16 protein-coding genes and 2 pseudogenes are annotated in these 19,258 nt (G+C 67.5%); 4 read left to right on the top strand and 14 right to left on the bottom strand.

Features of this window, described 5'->3' with window-relative positions; genetic code table 11:
* Positions 1-207: 207 nt before the first annotated feature.
* From BA175_RS00685 to BA175_RS29105, 9 genes and pseudogenes are all read right to left on the bottom strand, one after another.
* Positions 208-1,467 carry a hypothetical protein gene (locus tag BA175_RS00685; RefSeq protein WP_139131361.1) on the bottom strand — a complete coding sequence of 420 codons (1,260 nt, stop codon included), beginning with the start codon at positions 1,465-1,467 and terminating at the stop codon, positions 208-210.
* A gap of 199 nt (positions 1,468-1,666) precedes the next feature.
* Positions 1,667-1,792: pseudogene (locus BA175_RS31505) on the bottom strand (GNAT family N-acetyltransferase); the annotation flags it as partial.
* A gap of 17 nt (positions 1,793-1,809) precedes the next feature.
* Positions 1,810-4,749 carry a hypothetical protein gene (locus BA175_RS32170; protein WP_368073308.1) on the bottom strand — a complete coding sequence of 980 codons (2,940 nt, stop codon included), beginning with the start codon at positions 4,747-4,749 and terminating at the stop codon, positions 1,810-1,812.
* A 38-nt stretch (positions 4,750-4,787) separates the two neighbouring features.
* A complete protein-coding gene (locus BA175_RS00675; RefSeq protein ID WP_069169202.1) occupies positions 4,788-5,117 on the bottom strand; it encodes a trypco2 family protein in 330 nt (109 codons plus the stop codon).
* A gap of 99 nt (positions 5,118-5,216) precedes the next feature.
* Entirely contained in the window at positions 5,217-5,696 is a 480-nt protein-coding gene (locus BA175_RS00670) for an ASCH domain-containing protein (RefSeq protein WP_254667781.1), read from the bottom strand.
* Positions 5,693-7,753, bottom strand: coding sequence for a GNAT family N-acetyltransferase (locus BA175_RS00665; RefSeq protein ID WP_079159319.1), 2,061 nt, complete (start codon positions 7,751-7,753; stop codon positions 5,693-5,695). Before BA175_RS00665 ends, BA175_RS00670 begins: the two co-directional genes overlap by 4 nt.
* Positions 7,754-8,204: 451 nt before the next feature.
* Positions 8,205-8,471, bottom strand: coding sequence for a helix-turn-helix domain-containing protein (locus BA175_RS00660; protein ID WP_069170262.1), 267 nt, complete (start codon positions 8,469-8,471; stop codon positions 8,205-8,207).
* A 25-nt stretch (positions 8,472-8,496) separates the two neighbouring features.
* Positions 8,497-8,677, bottom strand: a pseudogene (locus BA175_RS31500) (transporter); the annotation flags it as partial.
* A gap of 69 nt (positions 8,678-8,746) precedes the next feature.
* Positions 8,747-8,977, bottom strand: a complete 231-nt coding sequence (locus BA175_RS29105; RefSeq protein WP_076968386.1) for a hypothetical protein — start codon at positions 8,975-8,977, stop codon at positions 8,747-8,749.
* A gap of 184 nt (positions 8,978-9,161) precedes the next feature.
* On the opposite strand from BA175_RS29105, the gene BA175_RS00650 reads away from it, so the two are divergent.
* Positions 9,162-9,749, top strand: a complete 588-nt coding sequence (locus BA175_RS00650; RefSeq protein WP_069169199.1) for a hypothetical protein — start codon at positions 9,162-9,164, stop codon at positions 9,747-9,749.
* A 342-nt stretch (positions 9,750-10,091) separates the two neighbouring features.
* Positions 10,092-11,480: a hypothetical protein gene (locus BA175_RS31495; protein WP_254667780.1), complete on the top strand. Its 1,389-nt coding sequence runs from the start codon at positions 10,092-10,094 to the stop codon at positions 11,478-11,480.
* A 225-nt stretch (positions 11,481-11,705) separates the two neighbouring features.
* Here the strand turns inward: BA175_RS31495 and BA175_RS00640 are convergent, their stop codons facing one another.
* Complete coding sequence (locus BA175_RS00640) at positions 11,706-13,079, bottom strand: class I SAM-dependent RNA methyltransferase (protein WP_069169198.1); 1,374 nt, start codon at positions 13,077-13,079, stop codon at positions 11,706-11,708.
* A gap of 112 nt (positions 13,080-13,191) precedes the next feature.
* Positions 13,192-15,243: an APC family permease gene (locus BA175_RS00635; RefSeq protein WP_069169197.1), complete on the bottom strand. Its 2,052-nt coding sequence runs from the start codon at positions 15,241-15,243 to the stop codon at positions 13,192-13,194.
* Between the two features lie 505 nt (positions 15,244-15,748).
* Between BA175_RS00635 and BA175_RS00630 the strand changes: the two genes are divergently transcribed.
* On the top strand, positions 15,749-16,417 hold the full coding sequence (locus BA175_RS00630) for a potassium channel family protein (protein WP_069169196.1): 669 nt from the start codon (positions 15,749-15,751) through the stop codon (positions 16,415-16,417).
* Positions 16,417-17,094: a potassium channel family protein gene (locus BA175_RS00625; protein ID WP_069169195.1), complete on the top strand. Its 678-nt coding sequence runs from the start codon at positions 16,417-16,419 to the stop codon at positions 17,092-17,094. Before BA175_RS00630 ends, BA175_RS00625 begins: the two co-directional genes overlap by 1 nt.
* Positions 17,095-17,254: 160 nt before the next feature.
* Here the strand turns inward: BA175_RS00625 and BA175_RS00620 are convergent, their stop codons facing one another.
* From BA175_RS00620 to BA175_RS00610, 3 genes are all read right to left on the bottom strand, one after another.
* On the bottom strand, positions 17,255-18,034 hold the full coding sequence (locus tag BA175_RS00620; RefSeq protein ID WP_069169194.1) for a DUF3159 domain-containing protein: 780 nt from the start codon (positions 18,032-18,034) through the stop codon (positions 17,255-17,257).
* Between the two features lie 3 nt (positions 18,035-18,037).
* A complete protein-coding gene (locus BA175_RS00615) occupies positions 18,038-18,454 on the bottom strand; it encodes an OB-fold nucleic acid binding domain-containing protein (protein WP_079159318.1) in 417 nt (138 codons plus the stop codon).
* Between the two features lie 84 nt (positions 18,455-18,538).
* The gene (locus tag BA175_RS00610; protein WP_069169192.1) at positions 18,539-19,231 is read right to left on the bottom strand and encodes a response regulator; all 693 of its coding nucleotides are present in this window, start codon (positions 19,229-19,231) and stop codon (positions 18,539-18,541) included.
* Between the last annotated feature and the right edge of the window lie 27 nt (positions 19,232-19,258).

Raw genomic sequence — 19,258 nt, 5'->3', positions numbered from 1 at the left:
CTGGCCGAGATCCTGCCGGCATCGGCGTGCCCGCGCAGCTCGTCACCCCGGAATCCTGCGGTTCTGCAGACAGTTCCGACGTGTTGCCACTCCTGACGCCGCTACCAGGATGCCCACGCCGCAACGCCCCTGCCCGGTACACATCCAGGGAGGGTGGTGAGACGGTGCCCGGCCATCTGTGGCACGGGCCCGTGTATCTCGGTGTCGTCATTCGAAAGGGCCGAAGTCCGGCGAGGAGGCAACACGACTGGCCCTGAGCACCTGGGCAAGGGTCGAGAGCGCTTCGAAGACACCAAGGACCTCGCCGAGGAACTCGAGATACGTCATCCCGGAGGGGCTCTCATCGCTGACGACGCGGCCTGTCTGAAGGTCGTGATGTGCTGTCGCGTGCCCGATCGTGTTCCGGCGACGGTTGTTGAGCAAGCTCTCGAATGGCTCCCAACCCGGCACCTGTGCCACATATGCGATCTTGAAGGCATTCGGCAACTTGTCGAACTTGTCGAGGTTCCTGGGGCGCTTGTTCTCGGGTACGCGGTCGGGGTGGGCGGCTCCGAAGTCGTCCGGGCTTCCGCGCTTCACCGTGTTCTGTGCTGCAACAAGCGGCCACAGGCACTTGCAGGCGAGCTCGAATCCGTGCTGGTAAAGGTCCCTCACCATCGAGAACTCGTCGCGGTAGAGGACAAGGTCGTCGAAGGCATTATTGCCGCCCGGGCCGAAGAACCTCCCCAGGAGCCCCATCTCCCAGGACTCGTGATGTTCTACGAAACGGTTGAGCTCGGTGAAGACATCTCGTTCCAGAGCCGCCGAGGACTGTCCTCGACGCCGGAAGGTCGCGAGGTGATCCTTGTGTCGTTTCATCGCTGCGAAGTGCTTGCGCGAGAAACGGCCGATCACGTTGGCGCTGGTGGTCCCCGTGGTCCCTGTGATGACGGTCGTCACTGCGCCCATAGCCTGGTAAGCGACGGTCGTCCGCTCATGGCTCGTGCTCGGTTCCCATGCGAGACCGAGCTGCTGCTTCGCGATGCGAACGAACATCGCAGTGTTGCCCTGGAGGTAGTACTGGAACAACATGCGGACCGTGGGCCATTGATCGCGGCCTGCTTCGAGCGCCGCATGCCGTTCGGACTGGAACTCCGCGAAGGCGTGGTCGCCGAGGGCCTGGAGGAGCGTCATCGTCGGGAAAGACCCCATCGGCGTGTACGTGTCGGCGTCGTAGCGCGACGGCACGAACGGATTGATGGTCACGACGCGTCCGTCAGGAGACTCTGGCGCGGAGTCGCTCAGCACCTCGCACTCGATGGCGATACGGTGGTCTTCGAGCTCAGTGCCCGACATCGAGCCCCGGATCGGCAGTCCGCAGTGCGGGCACGGCAGGTAGAAGCGCGTTCCGCGGGTCGGCTCCACACCGAGTCGGGCGTCGAACGCCTCTGCACATCCTGGGCACTTGAGGTAATAGCGGGAGATCATGGTGCCAAGCTAGACGCCCCGAACCAGGGCGGCCAAGCTCTTTCGATGAAGGCCGCTGCCAACGAGGGTGATGACCACAGCGAGCACCGCCTCATCCTTGATGTGCGTGACCGTGCCGTACTACGGACGGACTTGCCCCGACGGCGGCAACGGCCCAACCATCTGCTGGCAACTGTTGACCACGTGACTCCGCCAGTCGCGCGAGCCGAAGGGCGCCGGGCCATCGTCCAATCTCCTTCCAGCCGAGACGGCCGTAGAAGTCTTCGAGCCCGACCCCGCCCCGGGCAGCGAGGTGCAGCTGCTCGAGGTTCATCCCGTCGGGGGCGATCTCACGGGCCCTGTTCAGGGCGTATCACCGGTGTGGTGGAAGCAGCACGTCACGCCGGGGGCCGGTGCTCGTGGTCCCTCGGGGTGGGGGGCATACAGTGTGCGGCCGCCGGGGAATCGCCCGCGTTCGGCAACCAGGGCCGCGCCATTGTCGATCTCGTCCTTCGTCCAGTCCGTGATGTCCAGAAGCAGCCCGTCCAACGGCCCGCCGGTGAGCGCGGCATAGGTCCGCCACGGCGCTGGGACCGTGCCAGGGAGGCCGCGGCCGTCTCCGTAGACCCGGCGTCGCAGCAACTCCCAGCGCATGTTCATGCGGCCCAGCGCCTCCGGCGCCGACGGCATCGAGGGCTCACCGGTCCAGGTGGTGAACTTGTCCGCACGTGGTGTGGGCGGCTGTGTGATGTTCTGAAGCTGGCCGAACGAGATGCGCCAGGCGTAGGTCAGGGATGTCAGGCCGAGGGCGAAAAGGACCGGCCACAGGAACCAGCCCGGGGGCCAGCTTTGGCTGAGCATGAGGCCGGAGAGGGTCGTCGACGCGATCGTGAACAGCGGTGCGGTCCAGGAGATCGCAGAGGTTCCAGGTCGGCGGCCGCCGAAGACGCTCGCGATGGTCAGGTGCATCCCCACGTTAAAGGGAACCAGGAGCCACATCACCCAACCGTCGTCTTCGGTGCTGGTGGTGAGAGCGACGGCGGAGGGGACGGCCGCGACAAGTACCAGGTGGCAGAGGCCCAGGAAAGTGATGACGATCCGGGTGAGCCGGCCGACCTGTGGTTTGACGAGGACAGGGTGGGCGTCGCTGGCGGGCGCGTCCGGGGTCGGCTGTTGTGGAGTGTCGTCCTCCGGGGGGAGAGGGGCGCCGATCAGTTCCTGCAGGTCCCTGTCGTCGGCGGTACAGGCTTGGGCCTCGCTAATAAGGCTGGTGGCCCACTGGTTGATGTCGGGGTCGCAATCCGGATCGGCAGCCCGGTCGGCGACGGCGTGTTCGAGGTCGCTGAGCCACTGGCGGGCGTGGTCGGTGCTGAGTTCAGTGGTGGCGGTCTGGACAGCGAGCGGCAGGAGACGTTCGGGGTCGGCGGCGACGGCCCGGTGGGCACCGGCAGAGAGTCCGGGCTGGTCCTTGGCGGTGCGGGCGACGGTGCTGAGTGTCTGGTGACGTTGGCTGGTCGCCAGGGCGTCGTGCTGGAGGAAGGCTTCGATGAACTCCTCGTCGCTGTCGGCCTCGACTTCGGCGAGCCAGGCGGCGGCGAGCGGTTCACCGACGGATCCCCAGTGGGCTCCGTCGGTGGCCGGGTAGGCGGCGGTCAGGACGTCGTCGAGTGCGGCCAGCTGGCGGGCATCGGGAGGGGCGGTGGCCCCGTAGCCGCGGTGGTGGGTGTCGAAGCCGGCCCGGATGGCGGCGCGGCCCTCTTGCGCGGTTCGTGCTCCGGCGAGGAACTGGGCGGTGATCAGGGAGCGAAGCAGTTTGTCGTCAGCGGTGCCTGCAGGGAGGCGGGCTTCGGCGACGCGCCGAACGTACTCCACCTCGTTGGCGAGCAGGACCTCCATGGGGTGATCGTTAAGGGCGAACTCGGGGTTGGCGTGGGCCAGCACGTCGGCGAGTGCGGCGATGTAGAGGTAGATGACCGGTTGCCGGGTGCTGTGCTCGACGTCGGCTCCGTAGTAGCGCGGTGCATCGGCGACGACACGGTCCGGCCAAGTGCCGTCGCCGTGTCCGGCCTTCCGGAGCAGACGGATCCGGCGAGCGAAGGCCGCCTTCGCCTCTACATAGATGTCCTCCGCCGTGTGGCCGTCCAGCGCATTGTCGGGTGTAAGGGTGAAGGCATGTCCGATGGCGCCGACGCTCCGGGTGCGCAGGTGCCGACGCAGCGCCGGCCACCAGGTGTCGTGTGCACGGGCCAGGAGCAAAACCCTGACTGCGGCACCGTCGTGGGAGGCAGCCAAGGCCGCCATGAGATCGCGGATCTGAGGCAGGCGGGCCTCTGCAAGGTCGACGGCCAGGAGCAGCGGGTAGTTGGCCGCGGCAAGAACCTGGTAGTCGGTGTGGCTGGGGTGATCGGCGAGGAACCCTCCACTCCACGGCCGCTGATCGCCTGTACCTGTGGTGAGCCGGTGCAGGACCTCGATAAGAAGCCGGGATTTTCCCGTGCCACCCAACCCGGTCACGGCGGCGACGTCAAGGCGGTCCGGGCCTTTGCACCACTGCTCGATCTGCCGGACAAGTCCATTGACGCCGGTGAGTTCGGTGACCTTGGAGCGTGGATCGAGCAGGTAGGTGGAGGACAGCTGAGGATCGGGGGCGTTGTCCATCAGGGGCCGGAGGTCGGCGGGCTGGAGGCTCGGGGTCATGCCGGTGTGGGCAGCGACTGCCAGGATGAAGCCGTCGGCGGCCAGCAGATGCGAGAGGGGCACCACCATGAGGGTCCGGTCCCACTGGCGGTCGACGAGGCGGACGAGGCCGATCAGCACGCTGTTACAGAAGACCCCGGCGCCGGACAGTCCCTGCCAGTTTTTCACCTCGGTCGGCAGAGTGCCGTCGACTTCGAGACCGTACAGCCTTGAGCGGGATCCGGTGTGGGGAGCGATGATGCCCTCCACCGTCTTCAGGTCGTCGATGTACTGCTTGGAGCCAGAGGAGGCCCGACGGCGCATCGCTTTGGGGAACCCCGACGTCGAGCACACGGGGCGACGCTCCGGGTAGTCACAGACCAGCTCGCCCCAGCGCACGATACCCAGGTTCGCTCCGACCAGTGCACTGTCGGCCTTCAGCAGCACCGCGTCCAACTCGGTGTCCTCCCACACCACCACCGCCTCGGTGAAGTCAGAACTCGCGGTGTCCCGAACGGCGACAGCGCCCTCCCCGGGCCAGGCTACGTGGTAGGCGGTGAGCACCAGGCCCGGCGCGATCAGGCAGCCGGTCCCATAGGAGTCCTTGTCATAGTTGGTGACTTCCACGGTCCGCCGAGCCGCTGCCCCCGCCCTCACGCCGCCCCCTACCGCAGACCGTCCACCGGTCCGCCGCGGCCTCCACCCAGGTCACCGATCAGCAGATCGCTGCCATCGCCATCAGGAGTCACCGCCAAAGTGACCGTCATGCGGTGCGTGGCTGTCTTCGCCCGCTCTCCCTTGGCGTCTGCGGAGACCACGAACGCCTTTACTCCGCCGCTGGCCGACGCGGTGTGCCGCAGCTCGATTCCCAGGTCCAGCACGATCTCCTTGACCGTGAACCGGACCGGTGACCCGTCCCCATCCTGTTGCGCGGCGGCCAAGCCCCCACGCACCGCCTTGATCGCATCGGACAGTTCGGTGGGCTCCAACTCCATGATTCCCCCTAGGTTCTCCGTTACGGAGAGCTAGTTTGCCGGGCAGTGTCCGGGAGCGGAAGTACAGGGTCAGCCTGTTGAAAGCACCTGGTTTCTCACCTAGGCCGGTGTCAGGTCGTTCAGTGCACCTTGAAGGGCCGCACCGGTCACGGGTGCCGCCTGAGCGACCCTCCGGAGGTCTTCACCGGTCAAGTACCGGTAGCTCTGCGGTGGATGGAACGATCCCGAGGCACGCAGAGCGGCCAGCGGTACCGGGGCCTCGAAGGTGATCGGTTCTTCGAGTGACAGACCGCTGGCCTGGGTCGCTCCACTCATGTACTCGTCGTACTCACGCCGACTGATCCCAGCGCTCGTGCGGTTGGCCGACCAGACTTCCCGCGGCGAGGCTACCTGTACGGAAGAGATCCGCGCCATGCCCACAATGGCCATCGTGGGCGCGGTCGCGTACAGGAGCACAGGAGTTCCCGGTGAGGCGGCGACGCGCTGCCGGCGAACCTCGACCGTCTTGGTCCCAGCCAGGATCGCTGTGGCAAACCGAGGGTGGACGGACAGCAGCATCGCGCGTTCCGGATCACTCACGTCTTTCGGTGCCCCTCTTCGTACATGGCCTGGAACAGCGTGTTGCTGATCTTCGACAGCTGCATCGGCGGTACCCACCGTAGTCCCAGCCCCTTGGCCAACGCGGTCATTCGCGCATGCGTCACCTGGACGGGAAAGATCTCCGTGTCCGAAAACCTCAACGCCATGGCCTTCCCCGACCCGTCGGCTGCATCACGCACTTCGACATGACCATATACGCCCAGGTGTTCGAATCGCGAGAAGAGGGTGTCGGGGTCGTCGAGGACCACCTCGTCGAGGCGCGAGCAACCGATGACCATCTTGCCCTGCTGCCCGGAAGCCCCCTCACTGACGTACCACAGGATCCTGGCGGGAACGCTCTCTCCCCGGCGACCAGACGAACGGTAGTAGACGTGCTCGCGACTGATGCCCAGGACGTCGTCCCGGGGAACGAGCATGGCCGGAACGTCGAAGAGCTCCGTAGACCATCGCGGCTTGATGGGCGCGATGAAGGAGGGCAGGGCTGTGTCGATCAGTTTGGCCGGCCACCACACCCGCTCGGCCATGCTCGCGACCTCCGGCGACACGCGCTCATCCAGCCGAGGAGCCGACCGTCTCATGCGTCCTGCGATCTCCGCCGCCTTCCGCGACACGGCCTCGGCAGGTCCGCAGACGTCGACCAGCAGGACGGTGTAGCCGCTCTCGTCCTCGGTGAAGCCGTCGGCACCGGCCGCCGACATCGCGGCCGGCGACAGAAACGGATCGGTCATGCGGATTGCCTGCGCCCCTCGCTCTCGGCCGAGCCGCTTGAGCATGAACAGCAGTTGCCGTGCAAGGGTCTCCTCCAGCCGGTGCGATGCCGTGCGGAGGAACGCGACGTTTAGCGTGCGGCCGTCCATGGCCCAGACGTAGAGGGCTACCGGATGTCCCTCACCGTCCCGGAGCAGCTCCCTGCGCCACACCAGCCTGTCATTGGCGAGACTCCTCAGCCGTTCCGCGAAGGCCGTTCCACGGTCGCCTTCGGCCTGCTCGAAGAAGCCGACCAACTCTCTTTCACCGCCCGGCGCAATCTCCTCGGCGGAGAAGGTAGTGCCCATGAGATCGGCTGGACGGTACACCTGGGCCTGGCGCAGTTCGTCCACATGCAGCGTGACCACCGCCGGGGAGACCACCTTGACCCCTGCGATGTCCAAGGCGATATCTGCCAGAGCCGCCAGTGCAGGATCGCGCGTCACCAGTACCTGGAGCCCGGCACACGACGTCTCGGCCACGTAGCGCAAGCGGGCACGCTGCCGACCATCGAGAGGAACACCAGGCACCTCCTTCCCCGTTGTCGCGACCAGCTCCTCCAAGCGGACGGCAACGGCAGCACTGTCGGGAGACAGGGACCGCAGCTCGGCAAGGCCCGCCCGCTGATGGGTGCGCGCCTCACGTTCCTCGACATCACGCACGTCATGCAGAAGCTGCGGAGTGAAGGCAAGCTCGATCAGGTCGGCGAGCCATCCCGCTTCGAGAGCACGCGACTCCTCAACAGCGCGTTCCGTCCCCGTACCGCGCAGCCCGGCGAACACACCGTGGTCCACGGTCACCACCAGCAGCGCATCGCTCTGGGCCTCGGTGAACAGGTCCTCGTGCCCCAGATCGAGCCACCAGGTGTCCAGCGTTTCCTTGTCTTTGCCCCGCCCCAGGCTCTCTCCCCTGGGGACAAAGCCCAGCGCCGTCCACATGCTGCTGAGCCCGTAGTCGCGCCGGCACTTCGCACGGATACCGAGCCTATGGGCGTGCCGCGCACGGATCGCCTCGATCAGCTCACGAGCGACACCCTGGCCTCGGCGCTCCTCTGCAACGCATAAGTGAGCCAGCCTCACATGCAGACTCCGCTTGGGAAGCCCGAAGAGCGCGTAACCGACCACCTCCTCGCCATCCAGGGCCACCAGCAGGCCGTCGTCCTCGGCGTGCTTACGGTAGGCAGGCGGCGTCAGCAGCCCCAGGTACTTCGTGTACCGGTCGCCCAAAGCGATGATCGCGTCTAGCAGCTCCGACTGCTCCGCAGACACCGGCAACACTCTGATCGCCATGTTCCCCCTCCGGTCCTTCAACCGACAATGCCCCAGGACGGCATACTGCCCAACAGCGTTGGTAGCGAGCCACCGATTGATCAAAACCGGCTGACTGGCGGGAAACTGTCTGCTCTTGTTTCGTTCAAGTGGATGGGCGGCGGTGTTGGGGGGTGTGCCTGGCGGCGGCTTGACCAGGACCGTCGGTTGCTCGTCGGTGGTATCCCATGGCTTGCCTCAGAGCGGCCATCGCGCCGCACCACGCGAGCCCACGCGGCTGGCCTCGGAGCGTACGCGACACGCACCCCGTCGGTCTCTCATGGGCAGAATCCGCAAGCTGGTTGACCAAGACCGTTCTTCCCCACGGCCGCGTAGGCGCTGCTTCTACGCTGACCGTCATGTGCGACGTCGAATACCGGAGCAGTGGGGTTCCGTTGGAGGAGTACGAACTCACCCGTAGGGACCACCGTCGTCAGAAGCAGAGCGAGGAGAGAAGCGTATCGATTCGACGACAGGTCGAAGAGGACAATGCCAGATGCCGGGCAGACCCGGCGATAGCAGAGGCCCGCTTCACCCAGTCCCGCACCGCGGTCTCGGTCAGCTCGACGTCCTTGGCGACCTGTCCGACCGAGCGGTCACCGCGTCGGCACAGCCCGACGATCTCGGCCTTGAACTCCGGCGTGAACGAACGGCGAGGGCGGCGAGGCTTCTCTTTCCCCATGCTCTCCATGATGGACATCCTCCCGAGGATGAACCCCTGATCTCGAATGTCCGTCAAAGCGGATCAGGCTCAGGGTGAAGTCGCCGGCAACACAGATCAGGCGGGGGGGCGCTCCACAGGACCTGCGCTGCGGTCGGCACTCCGAGCCTGTCGCGGACCAGGCTGTCGAAGGCGCTCCGGTACCGGGTGAGCCACGACAGGTAGTCAAGGCCCTGGTTGATCACGCGTTCTCTCAACCACGAACCTCGTCAGTGCCGGACGACCCGGGCCCGGGCAGGGAGCCGTCCGCAACCTCAGGTTCCTAGAGGGTGGTACTCCGTACGCTCGGGGTCGGGCCGGACGATCGTTCCCTCTTCGGTGAGTTCGCGCAGGATCCGGCGCGCTTCCTTCTCGCCGGCCTGCGAGGTAGCTGGCTCGTAGCCGGCGAGACGCAGTGCCAGAGCGGCGCGCGGTGGGTCCCACGTTCCGCCGAGAGCTTGTATGACTGCTGCCAGGGCTTGCTTGTGCGTTAGGGGCTTGGTCACCGTGAGTTCCTTCTCGAGGCTGGTATCGGCAGCGGTGCTGCTGGACCGGGGCGGTGGTCGGCCGCCGGCAGCGTACCGCCAGGCATTCATTGAGCTAACGCGCGTCCGTGGGTGCCGTCTCCTGTATCTGGCTCCTGCACTACCATCCAGAGCGATCATCGGCAGACTCGCCGGAGGGGGAGCCATGAGGAAGCGCATCGCGATGCTGGTGCTTGCTGGCGTCGTTGCCCTGACGGCGTGCGACGGGCAAGGCGGCACGGGAAGCCCGCAGAGCGACAAGGCACCTCCGTTGGCAAGTCAGGAGGGGAGGTCGTTCAATGATGCGGCGCTGACCGCCAAGGCGGCGGGTTACGCGACACGCTTGGACACGGGGGCTGGAGGGCGTGATTACAGCTCCCTGGACGACCCTGGGGGCGAGTGGACCGTCTGCTGGCATGAGACGGAGCGGGTCAAGGGCGATGAGACGACGGACGGGGATTTTTGGTCTGTCCTCTTCTACATGGTCGAGGACCCCGCTGACTGCGAAAGCGGCAAGCTCACGCCCGACGCCGAGCGACGGTACCGCGACATCGCGCGGGATGGTGTCTCGGCGTCGGAGGGGGCCGACGACGGTAGTGACTTCGCTCGCGACACCGGCCTGCCTGATCCTCAAGAGCGCAACCCCGATGGCTCCTACAAGTACAGCCTCTGTGAAGGCAGCGACCTTGCCACTGCCGACGACTGCTATCCATACATGGACGAGTACGAGAAGTACCTCGAAGATCACGAGTAAGGGCTGGCCCATTCTGGCCCGGTGAACCTGCGCTCCTGGTCGATCTCTGTCCTTCAGGGTGTTCTGCGTTCTGATGCCAGACAACGTGTCTGTCAGTGGTGGGTGAAACACTGCGGCGCATGACGACACGCGATGCCCGTCATACAGCAGCACCCCGGGCCCTGTTGCGGGACGGGCGGGTCAGCGAGGGCGAGCGCGCTTCCGCAGCCTGCTGCACTCCGATGCGCGGGCCACGCAACACGTCTCATCCGAACGAACGTCCTCTCATAACGCTCGGAATTACCGCGGAAGTTACGGGCATCATCTCCGGGGCAACACACCCGGGAGCCGCGAGAGGTCCACATGCACCAGACCCTCAACGAGCGGCAGCAGACCGTGCTCGATTGGGTGGGCCAGGGATGTCCCGACGGAGTCTGGCCGGACAGCACTTTCAAGGTCAGCGCCCAGGCACTGCAGAGTCGCGGACTCATCAGAATCACCAAACGCCGAGGGCACTGGAGCGCCAACCTCACCGACAGAGGGCGGCAGCATCTCACCGACCGCGGCATCTGCCCCGTCGAGCAGAACGCCGCACCACCCGCGCAGCCCAGCCGCAAACCGGCACCGCCACGCCCCAAGACCGCACCCAGGGCCCGTACGAACTACACAGACCAACTCCTCGAAGAACTGGCCGCGAACGACGGCTGCCTCATCAAGCCCATCGAAACCGGACCGCACGCAGTGAATTGGGCATCACGGGTGAACACCGCCCGCAAGTCCGGCAAGATCCCGCGCACACAAGAGCTCTACGCATACCGCACCCACCGCGGCTACGAAATCAAACTCGCCGACATCCCCGCCTGGCGCCTCGCCGAACTCACCCCGCTCCCCGTTCCGGCCAGACTCACCAAACCCCACTCCCTCGTGGCCGCCCTCCAACAACAGCCACAGCCCATGGGGCTCACCAAATCCATCCAGGGCCGAGCCCTGCGCATCATCCAGGCCCTCATCATCGCCACCGAATCACAAGGCCATAAGGCAGCACTCGGAACCACGCAAGGCGCTCCCCCACCCCACCGTCGCCGCAGCGCACCACCGCACTTCACCATCACCACCCAAGGCGAAAGCGTCGGATTCCTCGTCCTTCAAGAACAGGACCGCAGCGAACACATCCCCACCGACAAGGAACTCGCCGACGCCAAGAAGCACTCATGGATGCGCATCGCCCGCTTCGACTACACCCCCTCAAACCGCCTGCGCTTCATCCTCCGCGGCGGCAGCCCGCACCGTGCGAGCGAATGGGCCGATGTCCCCGACCGGCCACTGGAAGACCAACTCGCCGAAATCGCACAAGAAGTCGACCTCCGCGGCACAGCCGCAGAACACAAACGCCTTGCAGACCAGCAGGCCAGGGAAGCCCAGCAGAGGCGCTGGGAAACCGCCATGGAGGAAGCGCGCACTGCATACGCCTACGCCTATCGCGTCAAGCACCTCCAAGAACAAGCAGACGCCTGGCAACAGACCAAGCGCCTGACCGAATACGTCACAGCAGTACGCGACCACGCCACATCGCTGCCACCCGGACAGGAAAGAACAGAGATCGAGGCGTGGCTCGCCTTCACGGACGCCCGGCTCCAGCACCTCACCGAGTCCGCCGCGGCGCCGAAGCTGCCCACCCCACCCAAGCCCAGCGGCGACGACCTCAAGCCTTTCCTTGGCCACTGGAGCCCTTACGGACCCCGTTCCTACTGAGCCTTAATCAGGCGATATCGAGCACGGGTTCACCAAGAGGCGGTAAAGAGGGAGCCCCGTCAAGCCGCACTCGACACACCGCCACCTGCAGGAATGACCACCTGACGCCTCATCAGAACGTGCGTCAAACGTGCGTCAGACGTGCGTCACGTGCGTCGAATATGCGTCAAGATATCGCCCGTAACGCCCACAGCGCACATAACGCACACTCGGCGAAACCGCAGGTCAGACGCCCTTTGCGGCGGGCTCAAGGATCGCGACGCACTCGACATGGTGGGTCATCGGAAACAGGTCGAACGCCCGCAGCGTCCGCACCTTGTACCCCCCGTCCCGGAAGTACGCCAGGTCCCGCGCCAGGGCCGCCGGGTCGCAGGCGACGTAGGCGATGCGGCGGGCGCCGAGGGAGGACAGGTGCTTGACCGTGGCCTTGCCCGCGCCCGCGCGGGGCGGGTCCAGGACGATCAGGTCGCACTCGGTGATGCCCGTGCGCGGCAGGACCTGGTCGACCTTGCCGTGCTCGATGCGGACCCGGTCCAGGTCCTTCAGGTTGTGGCGGGCGTCCTCGACCGCGCGCTTGCCGGACTCGATGCCCAGCACCGCGCCCTTCTCGCCGATGCGCTGGCCGATCGCTCCCGCGAACAGGCCGACGCCGCAGTAGAGGTCGAGCGCCATGTCGTTCTTACGGGGCAGCAGGCCCTGCATGACCGCACGGACCAGGGTGTCGGCCGCCTGCGGGTGGATCTGCCAGAAACCACCGGAGCCCACGCGGTAGGTACGGTCGTCGGCCCGCTCGCGGACGAAGGCGCGGCCGTGGACCCGGTGGACCCCGCCGTCCTTCTCCTCGACGCGGAGTACGGAGACCGGCTTGTCCAGCTCGACCAGCGGGAGCCGGCCGCCCTCGCGCGGGGTCAGGATGACCTGGCGGTCGTGGGAGCCGGTGGCCGAGATGGCCTCCACGGCGGCCATCTGCGGCCACTCCCGCTTCTCGACGCCGAGCTCGGAGACCCCGGGGGCGGCGATGAGGCAATGGTCGATCGGCTGGACCTCGTGCGAGCGGTGCTTGCGCAGTCCGGCCCTGCCGTCCTCGTCCACGGCGTACTGGACCCGGGTGCGCCACGCGGGCACCTCGCCCGGCGGCAGTTTGTCGCCCTCGGCCGGCATGACGGTGCCGTCCCAGCCGGCTTCCTCGGGGGTGAGGCCCGCGAGCCGCTGCAGCTGCTCGGCGATCACTTCACCCTTGAGGCGGCGCTGTGCGCCCGGCTTGGCGTGCTGCCAGTCGCAGCCACCGCACTTGCCCGGGCCCGCGTACGGGCAGGGAGCCTCCACGCGGTCCTTGGACGCCTCGATGACCGTGACCGCGTCGGCGCGCAGGAAACGGGAGTCGCTCGCTCCCTCCGTGACCCGGGCGATGATCTTCTCGCCGGGCAGGGTGTGGCGTACGAAGAGGACCCGGCCCTCGTCCGTGCGGGCGATGCAGTGGCCGCCGTGGGCCACGGGACCGACCTCGACCTCGTACTCCTGTCCGACGAGCGACTCCCCGCTCTGCTGCTCCCCGGCCTGCTGCTCCCTGGTCTGCGACGAGGTGGGTTCGTTCTGCATGAGGGGGTGGCTCCAGAGATCAAGGGAAACGGGGAACGGCAAAGCGGCCGGACAACAACCTACGAGTCTACGTGGGTGCCGGCCGACCGCTTACCACGAGCGGAGGGACCGCTCAGCTCTTGGTCCCGGACTCCTTGTGCTGCCTGCGTTCGACGGGCCCGCGGCGCACGGAGCCGGGCGCGTTCCAGTCCGCCCGCCTCCTCGCCCGCTGCTTCGCCGCCTCCGAGGACTCCAGCTGGTACGGCACCGAGGTCACCATCACCCCCGGGGTGAACAGCAGCCGGCCCTTCAGCCGCAGGGCGCTCTGGTTGTGCAGGAGGTGCTCGTACCAGTGGCCGACCACGTACTCGGGGATGTACACACTGATCACATCGCGCGGCCGGTCCTTGCGCAGGCTCTTCACGTACTCGATGACGGGCCGGGTCACCTCGCGGTAGGGCGAGTCGAGGATCTTGAGCGGGATGTCGATGCCGCGCCGCTCCCAGTCGTCCCTGAGCGCCTTGGTCTCGTCCGGGTCGACACTGATGGACAGGGCCTCCAGCTGGTCCGAGCGCACCAGTTTGGCGTACGCGAGCGCCCGCAGCGTGGGCCGGTGGAGCTTGGACACCAGGACGATCGAGTGGACCCGCGAGGGCCTGACGGTGTCGTCGGTGGGGATGTCGGCCGCCGCGATCTCCTCGGCGACCCGGTCGTAGTGCTTGCGGATCGCGGTCATCGTGCCGAAGAAGATCACCATGCCGAGGAGCGCGACCCAGGCGCCGTGGGTGAACTTGGTGGCCAGGACGACGACGAGGACCAGGCCGGTGAAGAACGCGCCGAACGTGTTGATCGCGCGGGAGCGGATCATGTGCCGGCGCTGCGCCGGGTCCTTCTCGGTGCTCAGGTGGCGGTTCCAGTGCCGCACCATGCCGGTCTGGCTCAGGGTGAAGGAGACGAACACGCCGACGATGTAGAGCTGGATGAGCCGGGTCGAGTCGGCGCCGTAGATCCAGACGAGCAGGATCGCCGCGCCGGCGAGCAGCACGATGCCGTTGGAGAAGGCCAGCCGGTCACCGCGCGTGTGCAGCTGGCGCGGCAGGTAACGGTCCTGGGCGAGGATCGAGCCGAGCAGCGGGAAGCCGTTGTACGCGGTGTTGGCGGCGAGGAAGAGCACGAGGGCGGTGGCCGCGGCCAGCAGGACGAAGAAGAACGTGCCGTCACCGAAGACGGCGGCGGCCACCTGGGAGATCACCGGGTCCTGGACGAAGCCGGCTCCGACCGCGGTCCCGTTGTGGATCAGGTCCTGCGCGGGGTTCTCGGCCATCTTCACGTCGGTGGCCATGGCGAGGCCGATGATGCCGCAGAACATGGTGACGGCGAGCAGTCCCATCGCCGCGAGGGTGGTGGCCGCGTTCTTGCTCTTCGGCTTGCGGAAGGCGGGCACACCGTTACTGATCGCCTCGACCCCGGTGAGGGCGGCGCAGCCGGAGGAGAAGGCGCGCAGGAGCAGGAAGACGAGGGCGAACCCCGCCAGTCCCTGCTGCTCCGGGCGGATCTCGTAGTTCGAGGTCGGCGCGTGCATGGTCTCCCCGAGGACGAGTCCGCGGAACGCGCCCCAGAGGATCATCGCGAAGACTCCGGCCACGAACAGATAGGTCGGGACGGCGAAGAGCTTTCCGGACTCCTTCACGCCGCGCAGGTTCATCAGCGTCAGCAGGACGATGGCACCGATGGCACAGAGCGTCTTGTGTTCGACGACGAAGGGGATCGCGGAGCCGAGGTTCTCGACACCCGAGGCGATCGACACGGCGACGGTGAGGACGTAGTCGACGAGGAGGGCGCTCGCGACGGTGAGTCCCGCCTTGGGGCCGAGATTGGTGTTGGCGACCTCGTAGTCGCCGCCGCCGCTGGGGTAGGCGCGCACGTTCTGCCGGTAGGAGGCGACGACCGTGAACATGAGGACCACGACGGCGACAGCGATCCACGGGCTGAAGTGGTAGGCCGACACGCCCGCGATGGAGAGCACGAGGAGGACCTCGCCGGGCGCGTACGCCACGGAGGACAGCGGGTCGGATGCGAAGACGGGGAGCGCGATGCGCTTCGGGAGAAGTGTTTCCCCCAGCTTGTCGCTGCGCAGCGCCCTGCCGATCAGGATCCGTTTGGGCACGTCGGTCAGTTTGGACACGGTGAGGATCGTAAACGCTGTCGAGACACGCCGCCGAGGCACCACCCCCTCGGTCCACGGAAAACCTTCATAGTTACCCGCCCCCACGGGAAAAGTCCATGGAATCCTTAACGCAATCCTTGCGGGCGGCCGGAAACGACCCGGCCCGGGAGACCGCACAACGGCGGCCGTACGCGAAGGGCCCACCGGGCCCGGCAGGCATCGCCCCGGATCCCGTCGGACCCGCCCCGGCATCCGGCGGGTGCCGTTCGCTGCCCCGGGTGGAAGGGGCCCGCGGCCCCGCCCGCGGCAGCGGCGGCGGTCCGTCCGCGGGGGTCCGCTTTGCCCGTCACCCCCGGGCATACGCACACTCGGATGAGGCGGTGGCAGCGCGGCCGCATAAGCTCGACCCCGGGCAACGCCACAGGTCGTTGCCCCGTTGTTTGCCCCGCAAGCGGAGAGAGAGATGTGAGCAGGGTGTTTTCGCAGGTCATCCGGACGACCAGGACGGCGAGGTAGGCGCAAGGTGCACATCGTCATCATGGGCTGCGGGCGTGTCGGCTCCGCTCTCGCACAGACCCTGGAGCGGCAGGGGCACACGGTCGCCGTGATCGACCAGGACCCCACGGCGTTCCGCCGTCTCGGTTCCGGGTTCGGCGGCCGACGGGTCAGCGGGGTCGGTTTCGACCAGGACACCCTGCGCGAGGCGGGGATCGAGGAGGCCGGGGCCTTCGCCGCGGTCAGCAGCGGCGACAACTCCAACATCATCGCCGCCCGCGTGGCCCGCGAGATGTTCGGCATCGAGAACGTCGCGGCCCGCATCTACGACCCCCGTCGTGCCGAGGTCTACCAGCGGCTCGGTATCCCTACGGTGGCCACGGTCCGCTGGACCGCGGACCAGATGCTGCGGCGGCTCCTGCCCTCGGGCGCGGAGCCGCTGTGGCGGGATCCGAGCGGCGGTGTGCAGCTCGCGGAGGTGCACACCACACCGGCCTGGATCGGCCACAAGATCAGCACACTGCAGGAGGAGACGGGCGTCCGTGTCGCCTTTCTCACCCGGTTGGGTGAGGCCATACTGCCGACGTCGCAGACGGTTCTGCAGGAGGGGGATCTGGTCCACGTGATGATGCGCACGGACGAGATCGCGAAGGTCGAGGAGGCCTTTGCCCAAGGTCCCGAGGAGGGCGGTCACTGATGCGCGTCTCGATTGCCGGAGCCGGTGCGGTGGGACGTTCCATCGCGGCCGAACTCCTGGAGAACGGGCACGAGGTGCTGCTGATCGACAAGGCGCCGACCGCCATCTCGGTGGAGCGGGTGCCGATGGCCGAGTGGCTCCTCGCTGACGCCTGCGAGATCACCTCGCTCGACGAGGCCGCGCTGCAGCGGTGCAACGTGGTGATCGCCGCGACCGGTGACGACAAGGTGAACCTGGTCGTCTCCCTGCTCGCCAAGACCGAGTACGGCGTCCCCCGGGTGGTCGCCCGGGTGAACAACCCGAAGAACGAGTGGCTGTTCAACGAGTCCTGGGGTGTGGACGTCGCGGTCTCGACACCGCGCCTGATGTCCGCCCTGGTCGAGGAGGCGGTGAGCGTCGGCGACCTGGTCCGGCTGCTCCGCTTCAGCCACGGCGACGCCAATCTCGTCGAGCTGACGCTGCCGCCGGAGTCGGCACTGGCCGGCACCCGGGTCAGCGATGTGGCGTGGCCCGAGGACACGTCGCTGGTCACCATCATCCGCGGTACGCGCGTCCTGACGCCGAACGCCGAGGAGACGCTGGAGGCGGGTGACGAGCTGCTGTTCGTGGCGGCCCAGGCGCGCGAGGAGCAATTGGAGGACCTGCTGTCGGTCCGCCGGGATCCCACCGGCGACTGAGGGGCGCGCACCGAAGACCGCCCGGAGCGGTGGGCGGAGAACCGCCCACCGCGACCGCCGTCGCCCGGAGGACGACCGGAGCGGCGCGCACGGGACAGCACAGGGGCCCGGGAACCGTTCGAACGGTTCCCGGGCCCCTGTGCACTGCGCGTCCGGCTGGTCAGGCCTCGTAGCCGCGGGCCTCGGCGGCCTGGGCCGCCTGCGTGTCGCGGGCCGCCTTGCGGGCCTTCTCGGCTTCCTCCTCCGCCTCCATCTCGGCGAAAACGTCGATGGGCGGCGGCGCCTTGGCAAGGAAGACCCAGGTCAGGTACACCGCGAGCAGGAACGGCGGGATCTTGAGCGCGACCAGCACCCAGCCCAGCTGCGCCGTGTCCGCCCACCAGTACAGCGGGAAGAGGATCGCGCACTTGGCGAGGAGGATCAGCCCCCAGGCGTAGCTCGCCTTGGCGTAGGCCTTCTTCCGGCCGGGGTTCCTCGTGCGCCAGGAGAGGTTCTCCTTGAAGACCGGGCCGAGGATCAGGCCGATGAGCGGCACCCCGGCTGCGCTCGTGACGAGGTAGGCGAGAGCCAGGCCGAGCGTGTACAGCATGCCCGGCAGGTAGAAGTCCTTCGCGTTGCCCGTCATCATCGCGAAGACCACACCGAAGGCCACGCCGAAGACGCCGCTGAAGGCGTGCTTGACCGTGTCCCTGCGGACCAGCCGTACGACGACGAGGACCAGCGAGACGGCGAGGGCCGCGATGGCCGAGACGTGCAGGTTCTTGTCGATCGTGAAGATCGTGACGAAGAGCAGCCCGGGCAGGACTGTCTCCACCATGCCGCGCACGCCGCCGAAGGCCTCGAAGAGCGCCGCCTCGGTGACCGCCTTGGCGGCGGCGTCCTGCTGGTCGGTGCGGTGGGGCTGGTCCGTGTCGGACGTCGGCTTGTCGTGAGACGTCACCGGCTACTCCTTGCCGAGCGGTCGGAGTTCGTATTTGGGATTGAACAGCACCCGGCGCCCGTGGCTCATGGCGATACGTCCGGAGGCGATGAGCTTGCGGCCCGGCTCGATGCCGACGATGGAGCGCCGGCCCAGCCAGACCACGTCGAGCGGCGCCGTGCCGTCGAAGAGCTCCGCCTCCAGCGCGGGCACTCCGGCCCGCGGGCGCAGGGTGACGGTCCGCAAGGTACCAGTCACCTTGACGATCTGCCGGTCCGTGCACTCGGAGATACGGGTGCAGCCCGAGGCGTGCGCGTCGTTCCGCAGCTCCTCGGACTCCAGGTCCTCCTGGGAGCTGGACAGCCGGCCGAGCATACGGCGGAAGCGGCCGGACGGCTTCTCCGCCCTGCCTGACTTCTCGAATCGGGGAACAGCGCTCATACCCGAAGGGTACCGGTCTCCCGTGGTACGGGCGGGTCGGCCAGGGAGTCACCCGGACGGGTGACGCGCGGGGTGGAAGCGGGGTCAGCCGCGCTCGAATCGGTACCCCATCCCCGGCTCGGTCACGAAGTGCCGGGGGTGCGCGGGATCGGTCTCCAGCTTGCGGCGCAGCTGCGCCATGTAGACCCGTAGGTAGTTGGTCTCCGTGCCGTACGAGGGACCCCAGACCTCCTGCAGCAGTTGTCTCTGGCCGACGAGGCGGCCGGCATTGCGGACGAGGACCTCCAGCAGGTGCCACTCCGTCGGGGTGAGCCGCACGTCACGGCCCTGCCGGTTGACCTTCTTCGCCGCCAGGTCCACGGTGAACGCCTCGGTCTCCACGATCCCGAGATCGCCCGCGCCGTCGGGGCCGACCGGTTCGGCGCGGCGTACGGCCGCGCGCAGGCGGGCCAGCAGCTCGTCCATGCCGAAGGGCTTGGTGACGTAGTCGTCGGCGCCGGCGTCCAGGGCCTCGACCTTCTCGTCGGAGGTGTGGCGGGCGGAGAGCACGAGGATCGGCACACGGGTCCAGCCGCGCAGGCCGCTGATCACCTCGACGCCGTCCATGTCCGGGAGTCCGAGGTCGAGGACGACGACGTCGGGATGGCGGGCGGCGGCGAGCTGCAGAGCCGTCGCCCCGTCGGGCGCCGCGTCCACCTCGTAGCCGCGCGCCTTCAGATTGATCACGAGCGCCCGTACGATCTGCGGCTCGTCGTCCACCACAAGCACCCGGGTCATCGGGGACCTGCCTTTCCTGGATGTATG

The organism is Streptomyces griseus, assembly GCF_001715295.1.
Classification (GTDB): domain Bacteria; phylum Actinomycetota; class Actinomycetes; order Streptomycetales; family Streptomycetaceae; genus Streptomyces; species Streptomyces griseus_G.
This window is presented reverse-complemented; position numbering and strand designations above follow the sequence as displayed.

Bases quoted from the DNA above. Each gene is read 5' to 3' on its own strand.
- BA175_RS00685 (WP_139131361.1), bottom strand. From the start codon at position 1,467: ATGATCTCCCGCTATTACCTCAAGTGCCCAGGATGTGCAGAGGCGTTC.
- BA175_RS00675 (WP_069169202.1), bottom strand. From the start codon at position 5,117: ATGGAGTTGGAGCCCACCGAACTGTCCGATGCGATCAAGGCGGTGCGT.
- BA175_RS00665 (WP_079159319.1), bottom strand. From the start codon at position 7,753: ATGGCGATCAGAGTGTTGCCGGTGTCTGCGGAGCAGTCGGAGCTGCTA.
- BA175_RS00660 (WP_069170262.1), bottom strand. From the start codon at position 8,471: ATGTCCATCATGGAGAGCATGGGGAAAGAGAAGCCTCGCCGCCCTCGC.
- BA175_RS00650 (WP_069169199.1), top strand. From the start codon at position 9,162: ATGAGGAAGCGCATCGCGATGCTGGTGCTTGCTGGCGTCGTTGCCCTG.
- BA175_RS31495 (WP_254667780.1), top strand. From the start codon at position 10,092: ATGCACCAGACCCTCAACGAGCGGCAGCAGACCGTGCTCGATTGGGTG.
- BA175_RS00640 (WP_069169198.1), bottom strand. From the start codon at position 13,079: ATGCAGAACGAACCCACCTCGTCGCAGACCAGGGAGCAGCAGGCCGGG.
- BA175_RS00625 (WP_069169195.1), top strand. From the start codon at position 16,417: ATGCGCGTCTCGATTGCCGGAGCCGGTGCGGTGGGACGTTCCATCGCG.
- BA175_RS00615 (WP_079159318.1), bottom strand. From the start codon at position 18,454: ATGAGCGCTGTTCCCCGATTCGAGAAGTCAGGCAGGGCGGAGAAGCCG.
- BA175_RS00610 (WP_069169192.1), bottom strand. From the start codon at position 19,231: ATGACCCGGGTGCTTGTGGTGGACGACGAGCCGCAGATCGTACGGGCG.